This is a genomic window from Prochlorococcus marinus str. MIT 9314, from assembly GCF_000760035.1.
GTDB classification, from domain to species: domain Bacteria; phylum Cyanobacteriota; class Cyanobacteriia; order PCC-6307; family Cyanobiaceae; genus Prochlorococcus_A; species Prochlorococcus_A marinus_B.
This window is the reverse complement of record NZ_JNAO01000011.1, coordinates 29,746-53,518: the sequence shown is the minus strand read 5'-3', so window position 1 is coordinate 53,518 and position 23,773 is coordinate 29,746. Positions and strand designations below refer to the sequence as shown.

Sequence of the window (23,773 nt, the reverse complement as noted above, 5' to 3'; positions counted from 1 at the left end):
ATATTAGATTTTATACTGATTGTGAATAATATTTGATGGATTCCGCCGCAATAAATTCTTTTATACCCACACTAGATCAGGTAGACAGTTGGTATGAAATTTTTACACTTTTACCAATATTAATTACTCTAGAATTATTATTATCTGCAGACAATGCTGTAGCACTAGCTTCTCTTACTAAATCCCTCGATAGTTCAGAATTAAGGTCAAGAGCCTTAAATATTGGTATAACAATATCTTTATTATTTAGAATTATTCTAATCATATTATCTAATGTTCTTCTAAAGTTTATTTTTATTAGAGTTTTTGCTGGTTTTTATTTAATTTATTTATTCTTCTCTAATATTTTTTTAAATTCAGATATAGAAAACGCTGAAAATGGGACAGATAATAATAAAAATAATTTTAGGTTTTTAAGGGTTGTAGCGCTTCTTTCAATTACTGATTTTGCTTTTTCCATAGACAGTATCACTACTGCAGTAGCTATAAGTGATCAATACATATTAATTATATTTGGAGCAGTGATTGGAGTATTAGCCTTAAGATTTACATCGGGGATTTTTCTAAAACTTCTGGATATATTTTCTAGATTAGAAACAGCCGGTTACGTAGCAATTTTAATAGTTGGGATTAAACTTTTACTAAATACGTTAATTAAAGAATCTATTCTTCCAGACTATTATTTTTATTTTTTGATTCTTTTTGCTTTCATTTGGGGATTCTCTAAAAAAGAATCTAAAACTTAATCTGAGAGATATTCACCTGCTGATGGCTTTAACTGTTGAATCAATTGCTTTTTGCTAGAAATGTTTTTGCCTTCAAGTTTTGCTTCTAACAAAATAATCGGATCAGTTTTAGTTGAAATTATAATTCCTTCATTTTCTATTACAGCAAGAATAAAACCTGGTCTTGAATAATTGCTCATGAAAAGGTATTTTTCATTTTTAATTACATCACTAGTCAAAACTTTGATTTTAAGTATTTTAAGGTTCTTACCTCTAAAATTTGTATTTGTTCGTGGGTATAGTCCTTTTATTTTTTGAGAAATTTTAATTGCCTCATTACCCCAATCAACTTTAAAGTCTGATTTTTCAATCATTCTTGCGTAAGTAATTTCTCTTCCAAGGGTATTTTGTTTTATTAATTGAGGATTAGTATTTTTATTAATATTTTCATCGATTATAGATGTAGCATTTAAAAATAATTTTGCCGATAAAATACTAAGTTTTTCCGATAGTGTATTTAAATTATCGTTATTACTAATTTTAATTTTTTCTTCCAACAATATGTCGCCAGTATCCAGTCCCTCATTCATTTTCATGATTCCTACACCAGTAAATTCATCGCCTCTTATTAGGGACCATTGAATTGGGGCGGCACCACGCCATCTTGGCAGTAATGAAGCATGTGCGTTCCAACAACCAAATTTTGGAATTTCCAATATCTCTTTGGGTAAAATTTTCCCGTAAGCTATAACAATAAATAAATCACAAGAAAGTGATTTAAGTTCATTTATAAAATCTATATTGCCCCTGATTTTTTCTGGAGTATAAATTTTTATAGATTCTTTCTCAGCAATGCTTTTTACAGGTGAGGCTATTAATTTATTTCCCCGAGATCTCTTCTTATCCGGTTGGCTAACTACTGCAATTACCTCGTGCTTAGATTTAATAAAAATATCAAGACTAGGAATTGAATATTCAGGTGTTCCCCAGAATATAATTCTCACGCGTCACCAGTTATTGATAATTCATCTACCCATATATGTGGAGAAATTCCACTTGTTGTTACCTCCTGGCTTGATTCAATATTTACTATATTTTTCAAAAGATATTTGATATCCCCTGCTACGGTGGCAGATTCTATTGAGATTTTTTTTCCGTTTTTGTAGAGCCATCCATCAAATGGAAGAGAAAATGAACCTTGACTTGCTCTGACACCTGCATGGATTGCATTTAACTCCTCTATATAAACAAATTCTCCCTCATAAGTAGAGTGATCGAGTGATGTTTTTAGATCAAAGTTTTCATCTGACTTTTCAACTACGATCCAATCGGGAGATACTGATACTTTTGATCCTAGTCCAGCGTGGCCAGTGGGAGTCGTTTTAAATATTCTTGCAGTTGATTCAGAATGTATAAAATTTTCAATTCTCCCTCTGTTAATTAGACATAGTCTTTTGGTTGGGGTTCCCTCTCCATCAAAAGGTGTTGAAGAAATATTCTTTTCGTGAAGGCCATCATCATAAATATTAAGTGCTTCTGTAGATAGTTTCTCTCCGATTGAATTTTTATTAGATAAGCTCACTCCATCAATGATGCTTCTAGCATTAAACATTGAGCTAAAGGCGTTAATGATAGTTAAAAAAGACTCTGGGGAAAAACATATTAAATATTTATCAGTTTTAATAGATGAATAATTTAAATGAGAAATTGTTTTATTTGAAGCCTCTTTAATACACGACTCTATATCTATATCATCAGCTCCATATCCAAGTTTTACGGAACCTGAACTACGAGGCTTCTTATTTTTCTCTTCTGCTCTTGCATATAAATATAGGGCTGCTTGACTTTTGGAATAACTTCGAAAGGCACCCTCACTATTTGCATAAACTCTCTCAAAGAAACTCTCAGATAAACCATTATATGGAACAGATTTTATGGATTCATGACTTTCTAATAGTTTTACTTCCGCTTCTCTTAAAACTGTAAGTAATTTTTTTATTCCAACAGGATTTCTTTTTTTAACTTCCTTAACTTTAATAGGATCCTTTGCTAGTGGTGAAAATTCTGTAGATTCATTCTTATTGCCGAAATCAGAAGCTATATTTGCTTGCTTAAGAGCCTTTTTAATACCAGATTCACTAATATCACTTGTTGTAGTAATACCAACTAGATTAGATTGATTCCAAACTCTTATAGTTAAGATTTGTTTTTGTGATGCCTTAAGTTGTTTAGCCTCTCCTTTATCTACTTGCACAGAATAATCATTAGAGAAGCTTGCTCCATAATCCCATTTTTTAAGATTTAGGAAATCTGCAGTTTTGGAGATTTGAGTTGTGATTTCTCTTGAATTCATATCTTATCTTCCGCCAACTGTTATTGAATCAACCTTAATATGAGGTTGGCCAACAGTTACGTTGACACTTCCACTAATGGATCCACAGAATCCAGGAGCCAATTCGAGATCATTTCCGCACATTGATATTTTTGGCATAACTTCTTTAGCCTCACCGATCAATGTTGCTCCCTTTACTGGACTAGTTAATTTTCCATTTTTAATAAGATATCCTTCTTCTACCGCAAAATTAAATTGTCCTGTAGCACCTACACTGCCACCACCCATTGATTTGCAGTAAAGCCCTTCACTAATACTATTGATTAAATCCTCTTTAGAGTGCTCACCTTTAGCTATATAAGTATTTCTCATTCTTGAAGCTGCAGCAAAAGAATAATTTTGTCTTCTTCCACTTCCTGTTCTTTTATGGCCAGTTCTTAATTCACCTGCCCTATCGGATATGAATTTTTTTAAAATTCCATCTTTTATAAGAACTGATTTTTCGGGTTCCATACCTTCATCATCTACTGATAATGAACCGAAGGATCCTTCTGATATCCCTTCATCTATTGCTGTTACAGATTCATGTGCAATTTTTTCATTCAATTTATTCTCAAATGGTGTTGTTCCTCTCTCTATTTGAGTAGTTTCAAGTAAATGACCACAGGCTTCATGGAATATAACGCCACCAAATTTATTAGCTAATACAACAGGCATTTGTCCTGCATCAACATAATCTGCATACAACATGTTCATTGAACTTTCAAACACATCATTAGCTGCTTTTTCGTGATCCCATAATCTAAATTCATTAGGCATTCCTGACGATCCAAATCTTCTACTTCCACTAGATCTATATTGGGCATCACTTGCAATTACGTTGAGACCAACTGTTTGATGCAATCTAATATCTGAGACATAGGTTCCGTCACTGGAGGCTATAATTACTTCTTGAAGATTTCTTGAGTAACTTCCTTTCCTAGTTATTATTTTATTATTTTTTTTTAAAGACTTTGTGCTAACTAGTAGTTTTTCACTTATCTCATGAATAGATGGGACTTCATTAATCCATTTTTTCTTGGATAAACTATAGTCCCTATGTTTATTTAAACCGTTAAATAGTTCTTTTTTGTTGTCTGTTATGTCTAACATCTCAATAGCCTGAGATACCGATCTCATCAAGCCATGCTTTGTTAAATCATTTGTACTTACAAATCCATCCTTTTTTCCCTTGAAAATTCTAATGCCAGCACCCTTTCCAAATGATGGACTTACACTTGTAATAAAATCTTCTTCTGCTAACACGCTTGAGTTGTCAGTATTCTCTATAAATATTTCTACAAAATCAGCACCAAGTTTAATTCCGTAGAAAATGATTTCTTCTAATAAATCTTTATTGCAACTACCAAAAACGATTTCATTTGATTTGATTTGTGACGTAAGCATATGAGTCTATAAATCTTCTCTGTATTAAAGATTATCTAATCGAAGGTTGGAAATCTTTGCTATCAAGAGGTTTTAATAAGTATAGTCTTAATAACTGGTAACCGTTTGATAAATATTTAGGTACTTTTTTAAAAGTTTTAGATACTTTATTTTCATCACTGTTTGCAATATCAGAAAGAACCTTATTATTCTCTACTATTTTATCTAATCTTCCATAAAAAGATTTATCATAAACGTCCATTACTACAGGGAAAACTCTAGCTGCAGTTTCATTTGTTTTATTAATAACAAACTGGTCGTAATCTCTGGCATCTAAACCTAAAGAACTGTAGAAATCTTTTTTAATTCCCAAATCCCTTGCATACATAGTTGCAAATACAGCTAATAGAAAGAACCTTGACCATAACTTGGATGTTAATGGAAGATTATTCAAGAAATATCTAAACCTATGGAAGTAGTCGAATAATGGGTGTGTAAAAGTAGAGCCGCCAATGGTAATTTTTTGGCTTAATGATTTAACAGTACGTGGCTGTGCTTTCATTAATGCGTCAAAGAAATCCCCATGTCTATTTTCATCTTGACACCAATTTTCAAAGTAATTAAATAGTGGAAAAATTTTGCTATCAGGGTTCTTTTCGAGATGCCTATAAATTGCTATGTATCTCCAATAACCTATTTTTTCGGATAAATAAGTAGCGTAAAAAATACTTCTTGGAGGGAAATAAGTGTAATCTTTATTGGCTGTTAAAAAACCTAAATCTAACTGAAGTCCAAAGTCACTCATTGATTTATTTAAAAAACCTGCATGTCTTGCTTCGTCTCTGGCCATATGAGCAAAACATTCAGCAAGTAGAGGGTTTTTGACTTTAATTCTCTTACTAAGTTCCTTGTAAAGTAAAAAACCTGAAAATTCTGATGTACAACTTCCCTCGAGAAAATCAACAAAAAGCTCTCTTGTCTCAGTATCTAATTTTTCTGCAGCGCCTTCAAATTCACTATTTCTTACAAAATGATGTCTATTGTAATCTTTCCTAAATTCCTCACAAATAGCTTCTAATTCCTCCTCGTTTATTGATAAATCCATATTTTCCATAGCCTCAAAGTCTGTTGTATAGAATCTTGGGGACAAAATTGTTTCTTTTGCTGGTATCTTTCCATTATTAATATCTTTTTTATTTTTTGATTCAACAGTTGATTGAGCCATTTTTTATTCGGTTTATTAATACTATTATTTACTATGATTTGTATTTTCGAGGGAAAAGTTAACTTGGTGTTATTGTTTTTCTAATTAACTCCTATTAACTTTTGCCCATTCAATCTTTGAAGTACTCTTGAAATTATTAATTTTAGGGTAATTCTTTTTTCGTCAATAAGAAAGGATTCAATAATACTGGGTTGTTGATTAGGTTTTGATAAAGAAATACTTTTTAATGAACTAATGTCATCCTTCTCAAAGGATAACCAAAAGTTACATGTATCTTTAATTTCACAATTTATTACCCAACATTTATCTCCAGCAATAGGTCTATTTGTGTTAGTGAGGTTAATATTGTTTATTTCTAATCCTCTTTGATTAATTTCCTCAGTAAGTGAGGGAATAAGGTGCATATTAATAAATTCTTTGAAAGGCTTTTTCTCTACTGGGAGATCTTTTTTTGGTTTTGTTATAGGTTTTTCGGGAGTATTAATTTCATTTTTTATAACAACTTTAGTAGCAGAATCACCACTATTAATATCTATGTTGATAACTTTTTCTGATTTAGGTTCTTTTATTTCCTCAGAGTTTGATTGTGTAATGTTGTCAGATATTTCTTTATTAACTTCATTATTTTTGTCTAAATTTTCTTCCATAAAAAAAAACTATTTATCCCATTATAAATTAAAAAAACATTTTTTAATTAATTTTTTTCTACCAATCATTATCAGCACTATCCCAGTCATCTTTAATATTCTGATTTGAATAACTTTGATCTTTTTTAAAATTATTATCATTCATATTTTTGACTACTCTGTAATTAACAGAAATCGTTGGTTGAGTTTCTCTAATATCCCTTTGTGGCGGCATCTCAACGTTTGGTTCCGTTTCTTCCTCAATATTATTAGATACAAAATCATCTTCCACATTTTCGAATGTTTTTTTTCTGAAACTAGTACTAGTTATTGTTGTATTCAATAAAGTGCTTACAAATAAACCTGAAAAAAATGAAATACTGATTAACTTGCCTATACTTACTTCTTGGAGAGTCCATTTAAAGTATCTGAATGAAGTCTTCTGATTATTATTTGTATATAATAAAATTTGAATAATTATTAGTAAAAAAAGAGTTAATAATAAATATTTTTTCTTAAACATATTTCTAATAAAGTTATCTTAAATTTTTTTGGTTAATATTTCCATAATATAATTTTTGAAAAAATATTTATGTTAATTCTAAATCAATTTGATATTTAAGAATATCGACTTTTATGATTTTTACTTCTATTGCATCTCCAACTTTATATGATTTTTTAGATTTCCTTCCAATTAATAGATTTTGCCTTGATCTATATTCATACCAATCATTATTAAGAGTGCTGACGTGTACTAAACCCTCTACATTAAGTTCTGATATCTCAACAAAGAAACCATATGTTTGCACTGATAATATAAACCCACTATAAATATTACCTTGTAATTTTGCTGCTTTTCTTACTTTTTTTATATTTATCATATTAGATTTATATTGCTTAACTTTGTACTTGTATTCATTAAGTTTATCTATAACAAACTTGTTAAAAAATATTTCCAGATTCTTTGAAATTGATGAATTAAATATACTCCAATTTACTAATTCTAATGAATTACTTTCCGCTATATTGATTGCATTAATATTATTCTTCTTTGATTTTTTACCATTTAATATCATATTAACAATACAGTACTGGTTAATAAGATTAGTGAAGTCAAATCCAGGAATTGTCCATGGAGAAATAAATAATTTGTCTGATTCATCATTATCAGGATTTTTAGATATCAAGCTTATTTCATTGTCCTTAAATTCATTAATTAGAAGTTTATGTAAGATTCTTTTTTTATTATCGTCGCTACATAATTTGATTACTTGACTAAATGTCAAATTACCATCTTCATTAAGCTCTATATCATTATCAATAAATTCTGAATATTTGATGATTTCATTTGCATTAACGTAATCTATTCCGTTTGAAATGTACCCTGCGCTTTTTAAGCCATATTGATTTGAATGTTTGAACCATATTAAATTAGCTTCATGTAGTATTGGTGAAAGGTATGTTTGGCAATCTTCTTTGTTTAATGATTCAAAATATCCTTTTGAATATTCAGCTGGATTATGAATAAAAAATTCTTCTAGAGCATCAATTTTATTAAGTGGAGCAGGAATTTCAACCTTACCCTCCAATAGATGTTTTTGTCTGAATGAAGATGAAATTTCAAGTATTTTATCTAAATCTTCGATATATTCCTTTATAGGTTTTAATACCCGAGAGGTAATTCTTGATTTGCTTTTTCTAGATAGAAGCGCGTCAGTATGATCACTTCCAACAATAAGAGAGCACTTTACTAAAGTAAGATGAAATGACCAATCAATTATTTCATTATCACTATTTAAATGCACACAGAGGCTTATTGCTTCATTCTTTTCACCAAATTTAAATTTAGAATCATTTCTTATTTCTTCACTAAGGTAGTTTTGCCAATCATTTAATAAGGGCAAAGATTCAGAACCTTTAAATAATATTTCTAGAGATTTTTTACTACTTAGATCTACTCTTTCTGCAAGATTATTTGTATGTATCCATAATTTAGTACTTTTATTTTTTCCCTGCTCTATTTGAATCATTGGGAGCATTGGAGAATTATTAGAATTCCAACTTTTGAATAAATAAGAGTTTTTATCTGTATGGTCTATCCTCTCCCTTTTTTCTATTTTTTTAGACTCAATATGATTGAAATTGTATGATTTAACGATATTGCTTTTAGATAAAACAAAGTCTGTATCATACTCTTCATTATTGTTTAGTTTTAGCTCTTGTATGACATGACCTAGTCCTTCTTCTTGACCTATGGGAAATCTATCAATCTCAACTTTTACTATATTCTTGTAGTCTGGATTGAAAGTGTATATTTTATTCTCTTTTGGAAGTTTAATTTTAGAAAGGATCCTATCGTCTATTGGGATTGCATATACATCATTGTTTATTATTTCAACTTTAGAAAGAAGTATTTGATTTGATCTTTCAAGAATACAATCAACTATTCCTTCAGGGGATCTTCTTCTATAACCCTCTTTTATTATCCTTACTAAAACTTTATCTCCATTCCAGGCATAGTTAAGTAGATTTTCCTTGATATAGATATCTTCTTTGTCTTTTCCCCTAACAGCAAAGCAATAGCCTTTGCTACTACATCTTATTTTTGCGATTATATGATCACTATCTTTTATGCAGGTATATTCATCATCTTCATTTTTATTAATTATTTCAAGTGCTTCTAGGGCTTTTAAAGCAATATCTAATTTATCTTTATCAGATTTCTTTGTTATATTTAATAATCTGCATAATTTTTTATATTCTAACCCTTCTGACTGATTAAGATTATCAATTATTGAAGATGATGTGAACATGATCTAGATGAAATTATAAATTAATTTAGGGGTATACACTTCATTATTACACCTTATTATCCAAGCTTAAAACTAATTATTTTCTTTCTCTTCTTTTTCATCTTTTTCGATAGTGAAAGAATTGATAAAAAGCCTTATACCTATGATAAAAAATGTAATTGAGGCTATTGATTTAAGAACAACTTCGGGTAAAAAACTTGAAATAGAACCGCCTGTTAAAGCTCCCAATAAACTCGCAATAACAAGTGCTGAAGAAGACCCGAGAAAAACTGCTAGTGGTTTATTTGAAGTTCCGCTTATAGTTAAAGTAGCCAGTTGAGTTTTGTCACCTAATTCAGCTACGAAAACGGTTAGAAAAGTTGATAGTAATAAACTTAAAACCATTTATAAATAATTTTTGAATGTTTCATAAGCTAAAAAAATACTTATCAGTATCATTAAAGCACCAGTTGATAAAGCAAATTTGCTAGGAGATATTTTTTTTGATACCCATTTACCAATAAGAACTCCTACTATGCTAGAGCTTATTAATGCTAGAGAACTTCCAAGAAAAACAATTATTGGTCTGCCTGATTCCGCAGAAAGCATCAATGTGGCTATCTGAGTTTTATCGCCAAGTTCAGCAATAAAGATTGTTGTAAAAGTCGTTATAAATATAGAAAAAAAACTTTTTTCTAAATTGTTTTCATTTTTTTCTAATTTACTATTCATTTTCCTAAAACAGCTATTTTAAAAGTCTTCATCTCTTTACTTTGGGATCCATAGTTTGATGAAATATGTTGTTTGCAGCAATCTATTAAAAATTTGTCACCAGATTTCAAATATCCCTTAAATGTAGTTGAAAATTCATTTACACGGCAAAAATGTGGTCTGGTTTCATAAATTAAGCATTTTTTATTTTCTCTGTCTAGGTTTTTACACCAACCGTCTCTTGCAGTCATCGAATTTATCAAAGCTATATCTTCTTTGTTAAGTTTGTCAGACAAATCGCTTCTTTCGTTCAAGTTGAATTTACAACAAGCTCCACAATTTTCTATACATGTCCATGATTTCATGATTTAATTCAATCTTGTAACGTATCAGTACAGTTTCTTCATTTATTTGTAAAAATAGTATCACAAAACATATTCATTAATCATGGCAACACTTATTCCTTTGGCTGTAGTTGCGTTAGCAGGACCAGCAATAATTGCTCTTGTATTTTACCGTAAATAAAATAAATTCTTTTTGGTGACGTATCTTGAGGGTGTTTATTGGGATTTAGATGGTACCATCGCAAATACTGAATTAGAAGCCCATTTACCTGCTTTTAATAATGCTTTCACTGAACTTTGTATTGATTGGAATTGGGACACTAATACATATATAAAACTTCTGAAGATAAATGGAGGCAAAAATAGGATTGCTTATTACGCTAAATCTAATAATGATGATTTCTCAAAAGATTTAATTCTCAAAATTCATGAAACAAAGCAGTTTCATTATTTAGAAATTATAAAAAAAAATTGTGTCAGTTTAAAAACTGGTGTTTTTAGATTAGTAAATGAATTACATAAAAAAAAAGTAAGACAATTTATTGTTACTTCAAGTTCAAGAATTCAAGTCAATCTACTTGTTGAATATCTTTTTAATGGCTTTAACCCTTTTGAGTTCATTATTTCAAGTGAAGACGTTGAATTAAAAAAACCTAATCCATTACCATATTTAAAGGCAATCCAATTAAGTGGTATAAACAAAAGTAACTCAATTGTTTTTGAAGACTCCAATCCAGGATTGAAATCTTCTTTGGCAGCTAACTTGCCGACAATTTTTGTTCCTTCAAATATCCCAATTGTTCTTGAAGAAAATATTAAATTAGATTGTATTTTAGACAGTCTTGGTGATGAGAATAATATGGCAAATGCAATTAAAGGCCCTAAACTAAAAAAATCATATGTTGACTATAACTATCTAAGTGATTATTTAGTGTCTTCTAATAATGCAAAAAACTAATTTTTCAAGAATTACCTACCAGTTAAATAATTTATTTTTTGGTTTTCTAAGTGATACTTGGAGAACAAAATCTATTGGTCTAATTTCTGTTTTGACAGGTTATTTTTTGTTTGCAAATTTTATTACAAAATTTATTTCTGAAGGTAAAAATGAGTTGATAATGGTCCCAATAATTATTGTTTTTATTGAAATTATTATTAGAATTAAACCTGCCGCAAGTTCGAAGTTTTATTATCTATGGTCAGTAGTTGATAAATTAAGAATTGGTGCAATTTATGCTGTCATACTTGAAGCATTTAAACTAGGGTCTTAAAAGCTATTCTTCTTCTTCTTCTTCAATAGGATAAACAAATCCTTGAGCTTTCCCAGTTAAAACTGATTTACCTAAAGATATAGCTTTTTGAGCTGCTATTGCTGCTTTCCCTTTCCAAACAGCGTGCCTTTGGTTCCTTTTGCTCTTTGATTTTTTCTTCTTTGGTACAGCCATTCTGTTTCTTTATTTCCATATAATAATATAACCTGTAACTGGTTATCTCCAAAACTTTTGAGTATATTTTGTTTATATACGTCAATTTTTTAAATAAGCATATATGCTTTATTAATCACTTATAAAGATTAGTGTTTAGATCAAAATTCTCATATTCAGATTCTAAATCAAGTTATTCGGATCTTCTAGAAGATATAGAGACGGGGAAAATAGAATCAATTCTTTTCTATCCTAGGCAGAGAGAAATTGATGTTTTGTATAAAAATGGCGATAAATCTAAGATACCTATCCTTTACAACGATCAATTAATCCTTGAAAAGGCTACTGAAAATAAAGTAGATCTAACTATTAACAATAGTAGAAAAGAAGCCTCAGCTGCTAATACATTTGCTTCAATAAGTCTTTTCCTGATTTTCATATTAGCTGTAGTCTTAATCTTGAGGAGTACATCAAAATTGGCTTCCAGAGCTTTTGGTTTTACCAAAAATAAAGCTAAATTTGTAACTATTGATGATGTAGAAACGAGATTCGATGATGTGGCTGGCGTTCCTGAAGCCGCTGAGGAATTAAAAGAGGTAATAACATTTTTGAAAGAACCTAAGAAATTTGAAAATCTTGGAGCAAAAGTTCCTAAGGGAGTTCTTCTAATAGGCCCACCAGGAACAGGTAAAACATTATTAGCTAAAGCAATTGCTGGTGAATCAGGAGTGCCTTTTCTCTCAATATCGGCATCAGAGTTTGTAGAACTTTTTGTTGGTGTTGGAGCAAGCCGAGTTCGTGATCTATTCTCTAAGGCTAAGGAAAAATCTCCTTGTATAATTTTCATTGATGAAATTGATTCTATTGGTAGGCAAAGAGGTTCCGGGATCGGAGGTGGCAATGATGAAAGAGAGCAAACCCTTAATCAGCTTCTAACTGAATTAGATGGTTTTGCTGATAATTCTGGGATTATTGTTTTAGCAGCAACAAATAGACCAGATATTTTGGATGCAGCATTATTAAGACCAGGAAGATTTGATAGAAAAATTGAAGTAATGCTTCCAGATTTAGATGGAAGAAAAAAAATTCTCTCAGTTCACTCACTTTCCAAACCACTATCAAGCGAAGTTGACTTAGGATATTGGGCTTCTAGAACAGTTGGATTTTCGGGAGCAGATCTTGCAAACTTGATGAACGAGAGTGCTATTCACTGTGCAAGAGACGAATCTAAATTAATCAGTGATCTTCATATAGAGAATGCTCTTGATAAAATTACCATTGGCTTGAGAAGCTCATTAATAACTTCTCCTAATATGAAAAAAATTATTGCTTATAACGAAGTAGGTAGAGCAATTGTATCTGCTGTGAGAAATGGTATTGAATCAGTTGATAAAATCACGATTTTACCTAGATCTGGATCTATAGGAGGATATACAAAAATATGCCCTGACGAAGATGTAATTTCTAGTGGATTGATTTCAAAAAAATTATTATTTTCAAAAATTGAAATTGCTCTAGCTGGAAGAGCAGCAGAAACGATAGTTTTTGGTGAAGGTGAAATTACACAATGCTCTATAAATGATATCTCTTATGCGACAAATATCGTAAGGGAAATGGTTACAAAATATGGATTTTCAATTATTGGTCCAATTTCAATGGATTCTGATAATAATGAAATGTATCTAGGAGATGGATTATTTAGAAGAAAGCCTCTTATAGCAGAAAATACCAGTTCTAGAATAGATAATGAAATCATAAATATTTCTAAAATTTCATTAAATAATTCAATAAAAATATTGAAAAAAAATAGAGTATTGCTAGATAAATTAGTTGATATACTTTTAAATCAAGAAACTATAGATAAAGAAGTTTTTAAATTAACAACTTCTAAATTGTTGAAAGTTTGATTTAATTGCTTTAAATTAAAAAAAATATTTTCTTGATAATTAAAAACAACACAACTAAGTTATTAGTTACACTTTCATTTTTACTTATTCTTCCATTTGTACAAAAACAATGGTTAAATTTGAATTCACTCGATATTAATAATATTTCCTTTTATTCAATTCTTTACTATTTGAGCGGTGCAATATGTCCATCTATTGTGTATATAAACTCTCTAAAAAACTATACATTCTATAATTTTAAAAGGGATAAAATCCATAATATAAAAATAATTAAAGGAAAAAGATTATTATTCTTAGTAGCAATAAATTTAATATTTCTCTCTTACTTAATAGCTGATTATATATATATAAATTATGATCTTATATTTAATTTATTTCTTGAAGGAGTTAATGTACCAAAACCAGATATTCCCCAGTTAAGTTTTTTCATATTTTTAATTTCTATCCTATTAATTTTTAAGAAATCTAGGTTTCTGTTAAAAAAAATAATATTGGTAAATTTTATTTTGATTTCTTTCTATCTTTGGCATCTTCAAATTAATAATATTAGTGTTTATGATCAGTTTTATATTTATAGATATTTTGGTTTAAATGACTTAAATTTAATTAATCTTTTTATCCTAATATTCATAGAAATTTCTTTTTATACGTGGTCCTTCTTATCATATAAAACTAATTTGAGCGATTGGATCGTGCCAAAACCTCAAAAAGGGGATTTAATCCACTTTTTGAATATATTTATTTTTTATTTTTTTATAATTATTTACTACTCAATACTTACTTAAATGTTTCTAATTCTTCTATAGCGCAGAAAAATATTCCTTACTACCTTTGGGGTCTTCTAACATTGTTTTCTCCCCTGGGGTCCAGTTTGCTGGACATACTTCATCGGGGTTTGCCGCAACGTATTGATAACCTTGAAGAATCCTTAGTGTTTCATCAACATTTCTTCCTACAGGAGCCTTGTTAACAGTCGTATGCATAACTACTCCTTCGGGATTGATAAGAAATAAACCTCTATCAGCCTCCCCATCATCATTTAGAACATTGTACGCCTGGCAAATTTCTCTTTTTAAGTCAGAAACTAACGGATAGTTAATATCACCTATACCACCTTCATTTCTTGGGGTTTGTATCCAAGCTAAATGACAGTGTTTGCTATCAACTGATACCCCAAGAATTTCCGTATTAAGTGCCGAGAAATCCTGGTATCTATCACTAAATGCAGTGATTTCAGTTGGACATACGAATGTAAAATCTAGTGGGTAAAAAAATAGAACAACCCATTTACCTCTTAGACCTGAAAGTGTAATCTCCTTAAACTCTTGATCATATACTGCTGTAGCACTAAAGTCTGGTGCTTCTTGGCCAACTCTTAAGCTCATGAAAAAATTTGTCCTTATTTAAATTATGTATGGTCTGAATGACCGTAATAAGTATTATAATTTTATTAATAATGAATTAGCAAGTTTTTTTTTAATTCAATGAAATGGCACTATTCTTTTACTAGGAAATTTACAATTTTGAATCACAATAAACTTTTAAAAAATCTCAAAAAGGAGTTAATTAAATACCCCATTAACAGGCTTGACAATAAAAATTCGAATTAAAAGAAATTTTATTTTATTTAAGATTCCTTAAAATTTAACTCTCTATAATTAGAAATATTCTTTTTAATATTTTTAATTATGGCTAAATATATTGAAAGACTAAAGGAAAAAGTTAAAATAAAAAAATTTGATTCTAATCAGCCAATTGGAGCTTGGATCTTCGTTGTAATTTTGAATATAGTTGGATTTGCGGGTTATTTTTACTTAAAGGTAAATCATATACAACTAGGTAGTTAAAAAATTATCTTATCTTATTTCCTTCTTAATTGAGCGACAAAAATTTTTTAGTCTTTCATTCCTAGTTAAGTCAGGTAAAGTCCAAATTGATTCTGTTTCAGGTAATGGATCTTTGCTCCATTCTTTGAATTCTTCCATTATCGAATCATTATTTAATTTTGATGTATATTTTTTTCGTTTTTTTAAATATTTTCTTATCACTGTAAGATTTGCCTTAATATATTCTCTCATAAATAATAATGAGTCTTATATTAATTTATCATTAAGGAAGTTCTTATTTAAAGAAAAGATTAATTAGACATTTTGAACTGCTTGAAAAAGTCCAAATGAATAACCTCCAATTAGAATCCAGCCAAGTACGCTTGATATTATTGTAGATCTTCTATTATGTCTCCTTAAAGCTGATTCAATCATTTCATTGACTTCATCTTTATTAAGGTATTCTTTCTTGGAGTTTTTTTTCATTGTTTTTCTTTTTACAATAAACGAATTTATAAGAAACTGAGCTTACGATATTTTCTTGTAAGTAAAGGTTTATTTTTGATGATTTTATAAATATTTTTATATTTATCATAAAATATATAATGAAATTTTATGAAAAATTTTTAAAATTATAAGATAAAGTATTTGAATCAAAGGATCATAGCTTTTTATACAAGTAATGAATATTAGAGATAAATCTGTTTTAGAAATGCTTAATAAACTAATCGTAATTAATAGGCTAAATAAAAGTCAAATTCTTCAAATGGTTAAATTAGTTTCAATATCAAATGATATCAATGATTTAAAGGATAACTTGAAATGGGAAAGTTCTAAATCATTTAATCAAAATATTTAAAATACATAAACTCATTGTTTGATAATTATTTTCTTGCAATTTACATAAGAGATACTTAATAGTTAATTCAATTAGTTAAGAGTTTTAGAAATAATTTATATAAGCTATTCAAATAAATTTTTGATAGTAATTTTCCTTATAAGAAACTTGCTCTTGATTACTATAATTAAGAGTTGTTTTCTTATCCTTGCTAAATGATTTAATTAATAATGTAGAAGTGATTATTATTATTATTAGTATTAGTAAATCTCCAACAGTAATCCCTCTCTCCTTTAGATTCATGATAAAACATATATTTTGTTTAAATATAGCCTTTATTGTTTAATAAACTAATATTTTTTACAAACGTGCTAAAAACAGATATGAAGGAAACATAAAAAGAATATAAAAATATTGAGACTATAACCTTTTAAGTCATATAAAAAAAATAGATAGATTCAATATATGGAAGTCAAAAAAAAAATTAGTAGTTCTAACACTCCTTATTTTTTCTCTAAAGAGATGATTATCACAAAAAAATCACTTAACGAAAATCAACTCAAATTTACTTATCAAAAACAGTTAATCTCAGATCTAGATAATAAGCACAAGGAATGGTCAAAATCGATTAACAGTAAATTTTAAAAGCTTTCGTTGATTATATTTAAAAGTTTATTTCTTTTAATTGTATTTTTTTCTTCCCAATTAAGTGTTACTTCCTCATTAATGATAGGTTTTGCTTCATAAGCTAGATACCAAAGAATAAATCCGACAGGAATTAATAAAATATGCATAGCAAAATTAGTTGACTTAAATCAAATATAGTGCAACACTTATAATGTGCAAGTGTCACACTATTTTTTTTTATTATGCCCTCTCCGAGGAAAAGAATTGGTTTTTTGCCAAGTGAAGAAGTGCATGAAATTATTGAAAAATTGTGCACAGCTAATGAGTTTAGTCAGTCAAAAGTCACAGGTTTATTAGTTGAGGAAGCGTTAAGGTCTCGAGGTGTATTAAATGAAACTTATGGTAAAAATCATAATTATAATAGTGATTCCATAAACTATTCTTTTGATCATGAAAAATTTTCTGAAAATAATAGTTCTTCACTTAATGTGGACGAATATGCAGTTAATAAAAAAGTATTATCTGATGATATCAAAATGATGCATGAATTTATTGAGTATAAGTATTTTAAGAAAGTTATGAAGCAAAATAACAACATTATTGAATAAATAGTGTCACACTATTAATGTTTATATAAGAATGCTTTTCAATGGAATTTAGAAATTAAGCAGAGATAAATATTTTTTAATATTTCTAATCAATTTCTTAAGGAAGGATCCAAAATAAATTGAATCTTTAAAAATTCAGCGGACTAAATCCTCGTGGAGATATGAACCTTAGCCCGCTTTAAAAAAATAGCAATAAAAAAATATAAATACAATAAGTATGTAAATTTAATTTTGATTTAAAATTGGATTATAAAAACTATAAATATAAATGGCAGTAAGTGAATTAAATAAAGATACGCATGATCAAATATGTGATCTTCTTGAAAATCTTCAGCAAATAGAGAAACTTAAAAATAAAGATATACGAATTTTGCTTGATAAGGTAGTAAGAAAATATGGAGGAAAAGTAGTAAATAAATGAAAAACCTATTAATCCCACTATTATTTTTGCTTCCTTTATCAAGTGTTGTAAATGGCTCCCACTTAAATAATCAGAGAGAACTTATAGTCATCTCAGAAAGCACTAGGGAATCAATCGAGTTGGCCAAATACCTTAAAGATAATGGTGTAGTTAAATATTCAGCATATTGGTGTCCTAATTGCCTTAATCAAAGTGAATTATTTGGTAAGCAAGCTTATAGAGAACTTAATGTGGTTGAATGTGCAAGAGATGGCATAAATAGTCAAACTCAGTTATGTATTGATAAAGGAATTAAAGGGTTTCCCACATGGGAAATAAATGGAAAACTAATTTTAGGTGTACTTTCACTAAAAGAGTTATCAAAGTTGACTGGATTTAAGAATTAAGGAAAATGTAAGATGATTAATGGCTAGATATTAAAGGTTATTTCTTGAGTACCTTTCATACATCCTCCAATTGGATAGTTAATTACTTTTTTTGATATTAATCCAATACTTATAGCAACTATTCCAATACCAAATAAAGCTCTTGATCTTTTGCTTTTGATGAGATATTTCATTTGGTATTTATTAATTAAAAATTAGTAGGGATTACTAAATTATAACGTGGATTTTTTTTTAAATAATAACAAGTAACCCTAAATCTATGATTTTTTAAAATAAGTTTTAGATATTAGATATCTTGAAAATCCCTAATCAATAAATGCTTATGTATCTTTTTTCATTATTTTTACTTTGTATTTGACAGTCTTTTTATAATTAAAATGAGACTTTTATTTTTTTATGAAAAATAAAGAATTTAATGTGACTCAAGGAATAGCTTTGTTACTTTTGAAACCATTAAATTTACCCGTTAACTACGCCCTAAACCTCATAATTTATATAACTAATCCTAGTAACAATATTGGATACTAATAGTCTTCCCAAACTGGTTTGGTTCTCCTCCAACCTTGAGCTATTAACTTTCTCCATTCATCTCTAGCTTTATCAACTTTAAGTTCTTCTCTGGTTGTCATAAGAGGTGGTTCTTTTCCTAAAACACCAAGAATTCTTCCAGAGTCAATAAACATATATTCAAAAAATTTATCTTTATTTTGATTATTCTTTGAAAACCTTTTAACCCTTGAACGATTCGAATTTATAAGCCAATAATTTTCTGTCAATCTTACTTATTTTATGTTTTCTCAATTGGAGCCATTGTTAATCCTTTGCTGAATAGTTGCTCATGATATAGCTCTGCTTGTTCAAGATTACCTCTCCATACCTCTGCAGATCCTGTCTTGTCAACTTTAATGGTTAGATCCCATGCTCTTTGTTCACTTATGCTTGGGATTATTGTTAGAAGACAATTTGCGACATGCTGAAAAGTATTAAAATTGTCATCAAGAACTATAACTCTTGCTTCTGGATATTTTGCTTTAGATTTTTTTGGATCTAAGACTGTGCCGAGTGAATTAACCATTATTGTCTTTAATAGTTTAATTAAAACAAAAATTTCACCTATTTTCTTCGATTTTAAATATTAAAAATGTCTCGAGCGTGACTTGAACACGCGACCTGCGGGCTATGAATCCGCCGCTCTAACCAGCTGAGCTACCGAGACATGGGAATATTGTAAGGCATTGGTTGTACTTAATTACCATTTTGAAAATTTATTTGTTTGTGGGCCTCATATATAGCAATTCCGCATGCTACAGAAAGGTTTAGACTTCTAACACCTTTTTGATCATTTTTTACAGTCTGTATATTCGGCATAAATATTGATACTAAAAAGTCGCTTTTATCAATAATGGAATCGGGTAATCCTAAATCTTCTCTCCCAAAAAGCAAAATATCTTCTTGCTTAAATTTAAAATCCTTCAAATATAATCCATTTTTTTTACTAAAAGAAATTATTCTTTTTGTTGATTTTGACGCTAAAAATTTTTCAAAATTCTCATACTGATTAACAGTAACTAGAGGCCAATAGTCTAATCCTGCTCTTTTTAAATATTTATCTTCTAGCTTAAAACCCAAGGGCTCTATAAGATTTAAAGGTATATTAAATGCAGCACATGATCTGGCGATATTTCCAGTATTTTGTGGGATTCTAGGTTCAAAAAGAGCGACTTCCAATTTTAAGCAGGTATTTCAATACTTATTTCATCTATTTTGATTGCTCTGCCGTTTATGGCCAGCCAATTATCTTTTGATATTTTGGTTATTCTCTTTTGAAGTTCGCCTATTCTCTCAATATATGTATTACCAATTTTATATTCAGAGACCAAACTCCAACCTACTTGTTCTCCAACAATAATTGTTATGCTTTTTCTTTTCATTAAGAGACTTATAAGTGAATTCATTTTTGTTGACCATTCATTTTGTTCCTTGCCAATACTTTTCATAACGAATCCCCCAATAGAATCTATTAATAATGGACCTTCTTCATTCCTTAATGTATTTAATAGATCTGTCGTTTCTATTAATTTCCAATCTTTTGGCCTTCTTTTTCGATGTAAATTAATTTTATCTTGCCATTCTTTATCTTCCAAATTGCTTTCAGATAAGGCAACATATGATAATTTTTTTACCTCCTTTGCAAGATGTTCGGCAAATTCACTTTTCCCACTCTTTGTCCCTCCTGTAATAAAAACTATATGAGATGAATATTCACTAATTCTTAAATCCTTGGCATTCATAAATTCTCTATTATTTAGAGAAATACCACCATGTTGCTAGAGGAATAATTGTGGCAGCAATTAACAAACCTATAACTATATAAGTAGCAGTTGAACTCTCAGTATCTTTTGATCTCATAGTGTTAAAGTTTGGATCCACTAGAGGGTTGTCGATAGATGATGGCTGACTTTTTTCGTAATTTATAACAGTCTTCTGTTGAGTAATACCAAAATATTCATTTATATTATTAATTTCGTTTGCGTATGTAGTGGAAGGGATAAGAATAAAAATAAAGCCAGTAAAGATAAGGGAAAGTATATATTTATTGATGTTTAGGTTCATTTTGAGAGATTTTTTTAGTTAATTATATATTAAAAACCATATGTTTGAGTAATTTTAATTCTACTAAACAATATAATATCTGCATAATTTAATTAGAAATAACATATTAAAAATATGGGATTCAATGGGAAATCATTAATATCAGTAGGTGTAATACTCTTTATTTTTCAGATAGCAAATTTTATTTCAATAGAAACAATCACTCCTGAGCTTGAAAGAGCACAAGTGTTAGCAGCAATAGCTTCGTTAATTATTATTTTGATAGGTTTTTTATTTAAACAATTCCAATCCGTAGCTGGTGAGAAAGCTGTTTTAAAAGGAGAAAATAAGTTTCTCTTCGATAGAAACTTGCCGGATGAAGTTATTGATGAACTTGCATGGGGTTCTGAAGCGATATTAACTTCTACAGCAGCAGCAGCAATATTAATCCACAATGATGGCGTTAATATATTGAGGAGGGGTATCACTTCAAGTAATGATTTTAAACCTGGGGAAACTTGTCTGAGATCTATAAAAGATAAAAAATTAATATCATTGGCAAACACTAAATTTTATCCTGGAAGAGATGAATTTTATAATTTTTGCGCTGAAATTCCATCTATTTTAGTTGTACCTATAAATAATAAGGCTTTCATATTGATAGGAGGCTGGAGTGCTAAGTGTTTTACGAAGTCTGATGAAAAATGGATTAATAACTGGTCCAAAAAAATTAATAATATTTTCTCAAAAAATAAAATTTAAAAATATATTATTGATTTAACTCTTTTATCTTTTGCTTCAAAGCTTACTGATTCAGTATTTAAATTATAGTAAGCATTTTCTGAGTTTATTTCATATTTATTTTCGTTATTTTCATCTTTAATTATATATTTTACTGGATTGAAAAATTCAATTATGTTATCTGAACCCAATATGGCTTTTCCTGAATTTAAGATGATATTTTGATTTTCAAATCTTATATTTCCCTCTAATAGATAGTCAGTATTTTCTATATTCCAAATAAAATTATCAGCATTTAAAATATCCTCATTATTTTTTAAAGTTTTTAATTTAACATTCCCTTTCAATTTCAAGAGTTTATTATTATCTGATAATGTAGATTCTTCTGAACTAATAATATATTTAGTTTCTTTCCCATTAAGAATATTAATAATAGGTTTTTTTAATTCAAATTCTAATTCAATATTGTCATAACTTGAATTTGGACTGGTAATAGAATATATTTTATCTCCACTTTTAGAGAATATAGTCATATCTAAACTGTCTATTTTTTGTATAACTTTATTTTCATCAATTACATTTGAGGCGCAACCAAGCATAAATAATGTGAGGAAAATTATGAATCTATAATTTTTGCTCATACTCTAGTTTATTTATGATTGGAGTGGGTTTAGGAAGACTTGAGTTGCTAACTAATAATCCCCAAATTAATTGTTTTTCCCAAGAAATTTCCTCTCTATATATAGAGCCAAGTTGTTCATTAATTTTTATAGATAATTCGGGCAATAAAGGTAGTAATAATAATCCTATAATTCTGGTACTTTCTAAAACGTTATAAATAATTTCTTTAACTAGAGGTAGATTATCCTTCTTTTTTATTAGCACCCATGGTTGATTATCATTCAAATACAAATTTGTATTAATTGCTAGGCTAAGTACTTCATTAGCTGCTAAATCTAATTTGTAGTTATCAAAGTTATAAATATAGTTCTCAACTGCAATTTTGGCAAAATTCTCTAATTTATTTTCACTTAAAATTTTTTCATTATTTGGCACTTTATTATCAAACCATTTTCTAGACATAGATGATGTTCTATTTAATAAATTACCAATTGTATTAGCTAAGTCATTATTGATGATGTCAACAAATCTTTTATCTTGAAAATCTCCATCATTTCCTAATGAGATGTCTTTAATGAGGTACCACCTTACAGGATCATTTCCATATTTTGTAAGCAATAAATCAGGGTCGAGCACATTTCCTAAGCTTTTACCCATTTTTTGCCCCTCTCTTGTAAGAAATCCGTGCCCAAAAACCTTTTTAGGAACTTTCATTTTGGCAGAAATGAGCATTGCAGGCCAATATACAGCATGGAATCTCAGAATATCCTTACCAATTAAATGAACATCAGCTGGCCATCCTCCATTAATTGATTTTTCCAATGAATGTTCTGTCGCATCAGAACTAATGGCACTTATATATCCAAGTAAAGCATCAAACCAAACATAAAAGGTATGGTTATCGTAACCAGGGACTGGAATTCCCCATGTAACATTTGTTCTTGAAATTGAAAAATCCTTTAAACCTCTAGAAACAAAATTTATAATTTCATTCTTTCTTTCTATTGGCTCTATAAAAGAAGGTTCGTTGATAATTTTCTCGATATCTTTTTGATATTTTGAAAGCCTAAAAAAGAGATTCTCTTCATTTTTCCATTCTAGATTTTTTTGATGTATTGGACACTTGTATGTTGATGAATTTTCTGGATTATCTTTAAATTCTTCACAACCGACACAATACCAACCTTTTTGAACTCCCATATAGATATCATCTGATGCTTTTACTCTTTCATAAAATTCATTAACAACAAATTCATGATTTTTTGAGCTTGTTCTTATGAATTTGTCAAAGGATATATTCCAATCTTTCCAATTATTTTTAAAGACTTCTGAGATTTCATCACAATGAGATTTTGGCGCAATACCCTTTTCATTAGCTGTTCTCTGTATTTTTAAACCATGTTCATCAACACCAGTGATGAAAACAACTTCTTTACCTGCAAGCCTTTTATACCTAGCTATTGAGTCACAAACTATAGTTGTATATACACTTCCTAAATGAGGTTTATCATTAACATAATATAAAGGTGTAGTAATGACAAAAGTCATGAAGCTTTTTTATTTATACTAACAGATATTTTTTGAACTAATAACAACCCATTA

The 23,773-nt window shown here is 29.0% G+C and carries 35 protein-coding genes and 1 tRNA gene; 11 read left to right on the top strand and 25 right to left on the bottom strand.

The genetic code is table 11. The features are described from left to right. Window positions 1-35: 35 nt before the first annotated feature. Entirely contained in the window at window positions 36-746 is a 711-nt protein-coding gene (locus EU98_RS0108995) for a TerC family protein (protein WP_032515968.1), read from the top strand. On the opposite strand, the gene fmt is transcribed toward EU98_RS0108995, so the two are convergent. The 10 genes from fmt to EU98_RS03375 form a co-directional block, all read right to left on the bottom strand. Next, window positions 743-1,729: a methionyl-tRNA formyltransferase gene (gene fmt, locus EU98_RS0108990; RefSeq protein WP_032515967.1), complete on the bottom strand. Its 987-nt coding sequence runs from the start codon at window positions 1,727-1,729 to the stop codon at window positions 743-745. The genes EU98_RS0108995 and fmt overlap by 4 nt on opposite strands. After that, window positions 1,726-3,078 (bottom strand): TldD/PmbA family protein, encoded by a 1,353-nt coding sequence (locus EU98_RS03340; protein WP_032515966.1) that lies wholly within the window; start codon window positions 3,076-3,078, stop codon window positions 1,726-1,728. The genes fmt and EU98_RS03340 overlap by 4 nt, the downstream gene beginning before the upstream one ends. A 3-nt stretch (window positions 3,079-3,081) precedes the next feature. Next, window positions 3,082-4,503 (bottom strand): TldD/PmbA family protein, encoded by a 1,422-nt coding sequence (locus EU98_RS03345; RefSeq protein WP_032515965.1) that lies wholly within the window; start codon window positions 4,501-4,503, stop codon window positions 3,082-3,084. Between the two features lie 31 nt (window positions 4,504-4,534). After that, entirely contained in the window at window positions 4,535-5,707 is a 1,173-nt protein-coding gene (gene acsF, locus EU98_RS03350) for a magnesium-protoporphyrin IX monomethyl ester (oxidative) cyclase (RefSeq protein ID WP_032515964.1), read from the bottom strand. A gap of 80 nt (window positions 5,708-5,787) precedes the next feature. Next, window positions 5,788-6,354 (bottom strand): DUF2996 domain-containing protein, encoded by a 567-nt coding sequence (locus tag EU98_RS03355; protein WP_032515963.1) that lies wholly within the window; start codon window positions 6,352-6,354, stop codon window positions 5,788-5,790. Window positions 6,355-6,412: 58 nt separating this feature from the next. After that, window positions 6,413-6,676, bottom strand: coding sequence for a hypothetical protein (locus EU98_RS10195; protein WP_342665653.1), 264 nt, complete (start codon window positions 6,674-6,676; stop codon window positions 6,413-6,415). A 247-nt stretch (window positions 6,677-6,923) separates the two neighbouring features. Continuing rightward, the gene (locus tag EU98_RS03360; protein ID WP_032515961.1) at window positions 6,924-9,146 is read right to left on the bottom strand and encodes an RNB domain-containing ribonuclease; all 2,223 of its coding nucleotides are present in this window, start codon (window positions 9,144-9,146) and stop codon (window positions 6,924-6,926) included. A gap of 72 nt (window positions 9,147-9,218) precedes the next feature. After that, window positions 9,219-9,530: a TMEM165/GDT1 family protein gene (locus tag EU98_RS03365; protein ID WP_032515960.1), complete on the bottom strand. Its 312-nt coding sequence runs from the start codon at window positions 9,528-9,530 to the stop codon at window positions 9,219-9,221. After that, window positions 9,531-9,857 carry a TMEM165/GDT1 family protein gene (locus EU98_RS03370; RefSeq protein ID WP_032515959.1) on the bottom strand — a complete coding sequence of 109 codons (327 nt, stop codon included), beginning with the start codon at window positions 9,855-9,857 and terminating at the stop codon, window positions 9,531-9,533. It abuts the gene before it with no gap. Beyond that, window positions 9,854-10,201 carry a YkgJ family cysteine cluster protein gene (locus EU98_RS03375; RefSeq protein WP_032515958.1) on the bottom strand — a complete coding sequence of 116 codons (348 nt, stop codon included), beginning with the start codon at window positions 10,199-10,201 and terminating at the stop codon, window positions 9,854-9,856. The genes EU98_RS03370 and EU98_RS03375 overlap by 4 nt, the downstream gene beginning before the upstream one ends. 82 nt (window positions 10,202-10,283) lie before the next feature. On the opposite strand from EU98_RS03375, the gene psb30 reads away from it, so the two are divergent. The 3 genes from psb30 to EU98_RS03385 are packed head-to-tail and all read left to right on the top strand — an operon-like array spanning window position 10,284 to window position 11,451. Further along, on the top strand, window positions 10,284-10,361 hold the full coding sequence (psb30, locus tag EU98_RS10215) for a photosystem II reaction center protein Ycf12/Psb30 (protein WP_144010216.1): 78 nt from the start codon (window positions 10,284-10,286) through the stop codon (window positions 10,359-10,361). A 15-nt stretch (window positions 10,362-10,376) separates the two neighbouring features. Further along, complete coding sequence (locus tag EU98_RS03380; RefSeq protein WP_032515957.1) at window positions 10,377-11,138, top strand: HAD-IA family hydrolase; 762 nt, start codon at window positions 10,377-10,379, stop codon at window positions 11,136-11,138. Next, entirely contained in the window at window positions 11,125-11,451 is a 327-nt protein-coding gene (locus tag EU98_RS03385; RefSeq protein ID WP_032515956.1) for a DUF565 domain-containing protein, read from the top strand. Before EU98_RS03380 ends, EU98_RS03385 begins: the two co-directional genes overlap by 14 nt. 3 nt (window positions 11,452-11,454) lie before the next feature. Here EU98_RS03385 and rpmF read toward each other — a convergent pair whose 3' ends face one another. Next, window positions 11,455-11,625, bottom strand: a complete 171-nt coding sequence (gene rpmF / locus EU98_RS03390; protein ID WP_002805281.1) for a 50S ribosomal protein L32 — start codon at window positions 11,623-11,625, stop codon at window positions 11,455-11,457. 131 nt (window positions 11,626-11,756) lie between these two features. Here rpmF and ftsH point away from each other — a divergent pair, with 131 nt between their 5' ends. Then, complete coding sequence (gene ftsH / locus EU98_RS03395; protein ID WP_032515955.1) at window positions 11,757-13,511, top strand: ATP-dependent zinc metalloprotease FtsH; 1,755 nt, start codon at window positions 11,757-11,759, stop codon at window positions 13,509-13,511. Window positions 13,512-14,311: 800 nt separating this feature from the next. On the opposite strand, the gene EU98_RS03405 is transcribed toward ftsH, so the two are convergent. Continuing rightward, window positions 14,312-14,896, bottom strand: coding sequence for a peroxiredoxin (locus EU98_RS03405; protein WP_025881525.1), 585 nt, complete (start codon window positions 14,894-14,896; stop codon window positions 14,312-14,314). Window positions 14,897-15,199: 303 nt separating this feature from the next. Here EU98_RS03405 and EU98_RS09895 point away from each other — a divergent pair, with 303 nt between their 5' ends. Further along, window positions 15,200-15,358, top strand: coding sequence for a hypothetical protein (locus EU98_RS09895; RefSeq protein ID WP_179852468.1), 159 nt, complete (start codon window positions 15,200-15,202; stop codon window positions 15,356-15,358). A 9-nt stretch (window positions 15,359-15,367) separates the two neighbouring features. Here EU98_RS09895 and EU98_RS03410 read toward each other — a convergent pair whose 3' ends face one another. After that, window positions 15,368-15,589 (bottom strand): hypothetical protein, encoded by a 222-nt coding sequence (locus EU98_RS03410; protein WP_032515953.1) that lies wholly within the window; start codon window positions 15,587-15,589, stop codon window positions 15,368-15,370. Between the two features lie 63 nt (window positions 15,590-15,652). Then, window positions 15,653-15,823, bottom strand: coding sequence for a hypothetical protein (locus EU98_RS09890; protein WP_193743021.1), 171 nt, complete (start codon window positions 15,821-15,823; stop codon window positions 15,653-15,655). Window positions 15,824-16,019: 196 nt separating this feature from the next. On the opposite strand from EU98_RS09890, the gene EU98_RS09885 reads away from it, so the two are divergent. Continuing rightward, window positions 16,020-16,196: a hypothetical protein gene (locus EU98_RS09885; protein WP_193743020.1), complete on the top strand. Its 177-nt coding sequence runs from the start codon at window positions 16,020-16,022 to the stop codon at window positions 16,194-16,196. Window positions 16,197-16,304: 108 nt separating this feature from the next. Here EU98_RS09885 and EU98_RS09880 read toward each other — a convergent pair whose 3' ends face one another. Together EU98_RS09880 and EU98_RS09875 are read right to left on the bottom strand one after the other, a co-directional pair. Beyond that, window positions 16,305-16,478, bottom strand: coding sequence for a hypothetical protein (locus EU98_RS09880; RefSeq protein ID WP_193743019.1), 174 nt, complete (start codon window positions 16,476-16,478; stop codon window positions 16,305-16,307). Between the two features lie 338 nt (window positions 16,479-16,816). Then, window positions 16,817-16,969, bottom strand: coding sequence for a hypothetical protein (locus tag EU98_RS09875; protein WP_193743018.1), 153 nt, complete (start codon window positions 16,967-16,969; stop codon window positions 16,817-16,819). 75 nt (window positions 16,970-17,044) lie between these two features. Here EU98_RS09875 and EU98_RS03420 point away from each other — a divergent pair, with 75 nt between their 5' ends. The 3 genes from EU98_RS03420 to EU98_RS03425 all read left to right on the top strand — a co-directional run bounded on the left by EU98_RS03420 (window position 17,045) and on the right by EU98_RS03425 (window position 18,217). Then, entirely contained in the window at window positions 17,045-17,410 is a 366-nt protein-coding gene (locus EU98_RS03420; RefSeq protein ID WP_032515952.1) for a hypothetical protein, read from the top strand. 268 nt (window positions 17,411-17,678) lie between these two features. Further along, window positions 17,679-17,831, top strand: a complete 153-nt coding sequence (locus EU98_RS09870) for a hypothetical protein (protein ID WP_193743017.1) — start codon at window positions 17,679-17,681, stop codon at window positions 17,829-17,831. Then, window positions 17,828-18,217, top strand: coding sequence for a hypothetical protein (locus EU98_RS03425; protein ID WP_032515951.1), 390 nt, complete (start codon window positions 17,828-17,830; stop codon window positions 18,215-18,217). Before EU98_RS09870 ends, EU98_RS03425 begins: the two co-directional genes overlap by 4 nt. Window positions 18,218-18,240: 23 nt before the next feature. Here the strand turns inward: EU98_RS03425 and EU98_RS09865 are convergent, their stop codons facing one another. From EU98_RS09865 to EU98_RS03450, 7 genes are all read right to left on the bottom strand, one after another. Continuing rightward, window positions 18,241-18,390 (bottom strand): hypothetical protein, encoded by a 150-nt coding sequence (locus EU98_RS09865; RefSeq protein WP_193743016.1) that lies wholly within the window; start codon window positions 18,388-18,390, stop codon window positions 18,241-18,243. Window positions 18,391-18,741: 351 nt separating this feature from the next. Continuing rightward, complete coding sequence (locus tag EU98_RS0108980; RefSeq protein ID WP_025931916.1) at window positions 18,742-18,993, bottom strand: DUF1651 domain-containing protein; 252 nt, start codon at window positions 18,991-18,993, stop codon at window positions 18,742-18,744. A gap of 11 nt (window positions 18,994-19,004) precedes the next feature. Then, window positions 19,005-19,292, bottom strand: coding sequence for an ATP-dependent Clp protease adapter ClpS (gene clpS / locus EU98_RS03430; protein WP_032515950.1), 288 nt, complete (start codon window positions 19,290-19,292; stop codon window positions 19,005-19,007). Between the two features lie 67 nt (window positions 19,293-19,359). Then, window positions 19,360-19,433: transfer RNA gene (locus EU98_RS03435), tRNA-Met, on the bottom strand. Window positions 19,434-19,462: 29 nt separating this feature from the next. Further along, window positions 19,463-19,945, bottom strand: a complete 483-nt coding sequence (locus EU98_RS03440) for a tRNA (cytidine(34)-2'-O)-methyltransferase (RefSeq protein ID WP_032515949.1) — start codon at window positions 19,943-19,945, stop codon at window positions 19,463-19,465. Between the two features lie 2 nt (window positions 19,946-19,947). Then, on the bottom strand, window positions 19,948-20,508 hold the full coding sequence (locus EU98_RS03445) for a bifunctional adenosylcobinamide kinase/adenosylcobinamide-phosphate guanylyltransferase (RefSeq protein WP_032515948.1): 561 nt from the start codon (window positions 20,506-20,508) through the stop codon (window positions 19,948-19,950). A 10-nt stretch (window positions 20,509-20,518) separates the two neighbouring features. Beyond that, window positions 20,519-20,830, bottom strand: coding sequence for a hypothetical protein (locus EU98_RS03450; RefSeq protein WP_032515947.1), 312 nt, complete (start codon window positions 20,828-20,830; stop codon window positions 20,519-20,521). A 114-nt stretch (window positions 20,831-20,944) separates the two neighbouring features. Here EU98_RS03450 and EU98_RS03455 point away from each other — a divergent pair, with 114 nt between their 5' ends. After that, window positions 20,945-21,571 (top strand): cofactor assembly of complex C subunit B, encoded by a 627-nt coding sequence (locus EU98_RS03455; protein WP_032515946.1) that lies wholly within the window; start codon window positions 20,945-20,947, stop codon window positions 21,569-21,571. Here the strand turns inward: EU98_RS03455 and lptC are convergent. Both lptC and metG read right to left on the bottom strand, forming a co-directional pair. Continuing rightward, the gene (lptC, locus tag EU98_RS03460) at window positions 21,568-22,191 is read right to left on the bottom strand and encodes an LPS export ABC transporter periplasmic protein LptC (protein ID WP_241466394.1); all 624 of its coding nucleotides are present in this window, start codon (window positions 22,189-22,191) and stop codon (window positions 21,568-21,570) included. The two genes, EU98_RS03455 and lptC, sit on opposite strands and share 4 nt — an antisense overlap. Next, entirely contained in the window at window positions 22,175-23,719 is a 1,545-nt protein-coding gene (gene metG / locus EU98_RS03465) for a methionine--tRNA ligase (RefSeq protein WP_032515944.1), read from the bottom strand. The genes lptC and metG overlap by 17 nt, the downstream gene beginning before the upstream one ends. Window positions 23,720-23,773: the final 54 nt, after the last annotated feature.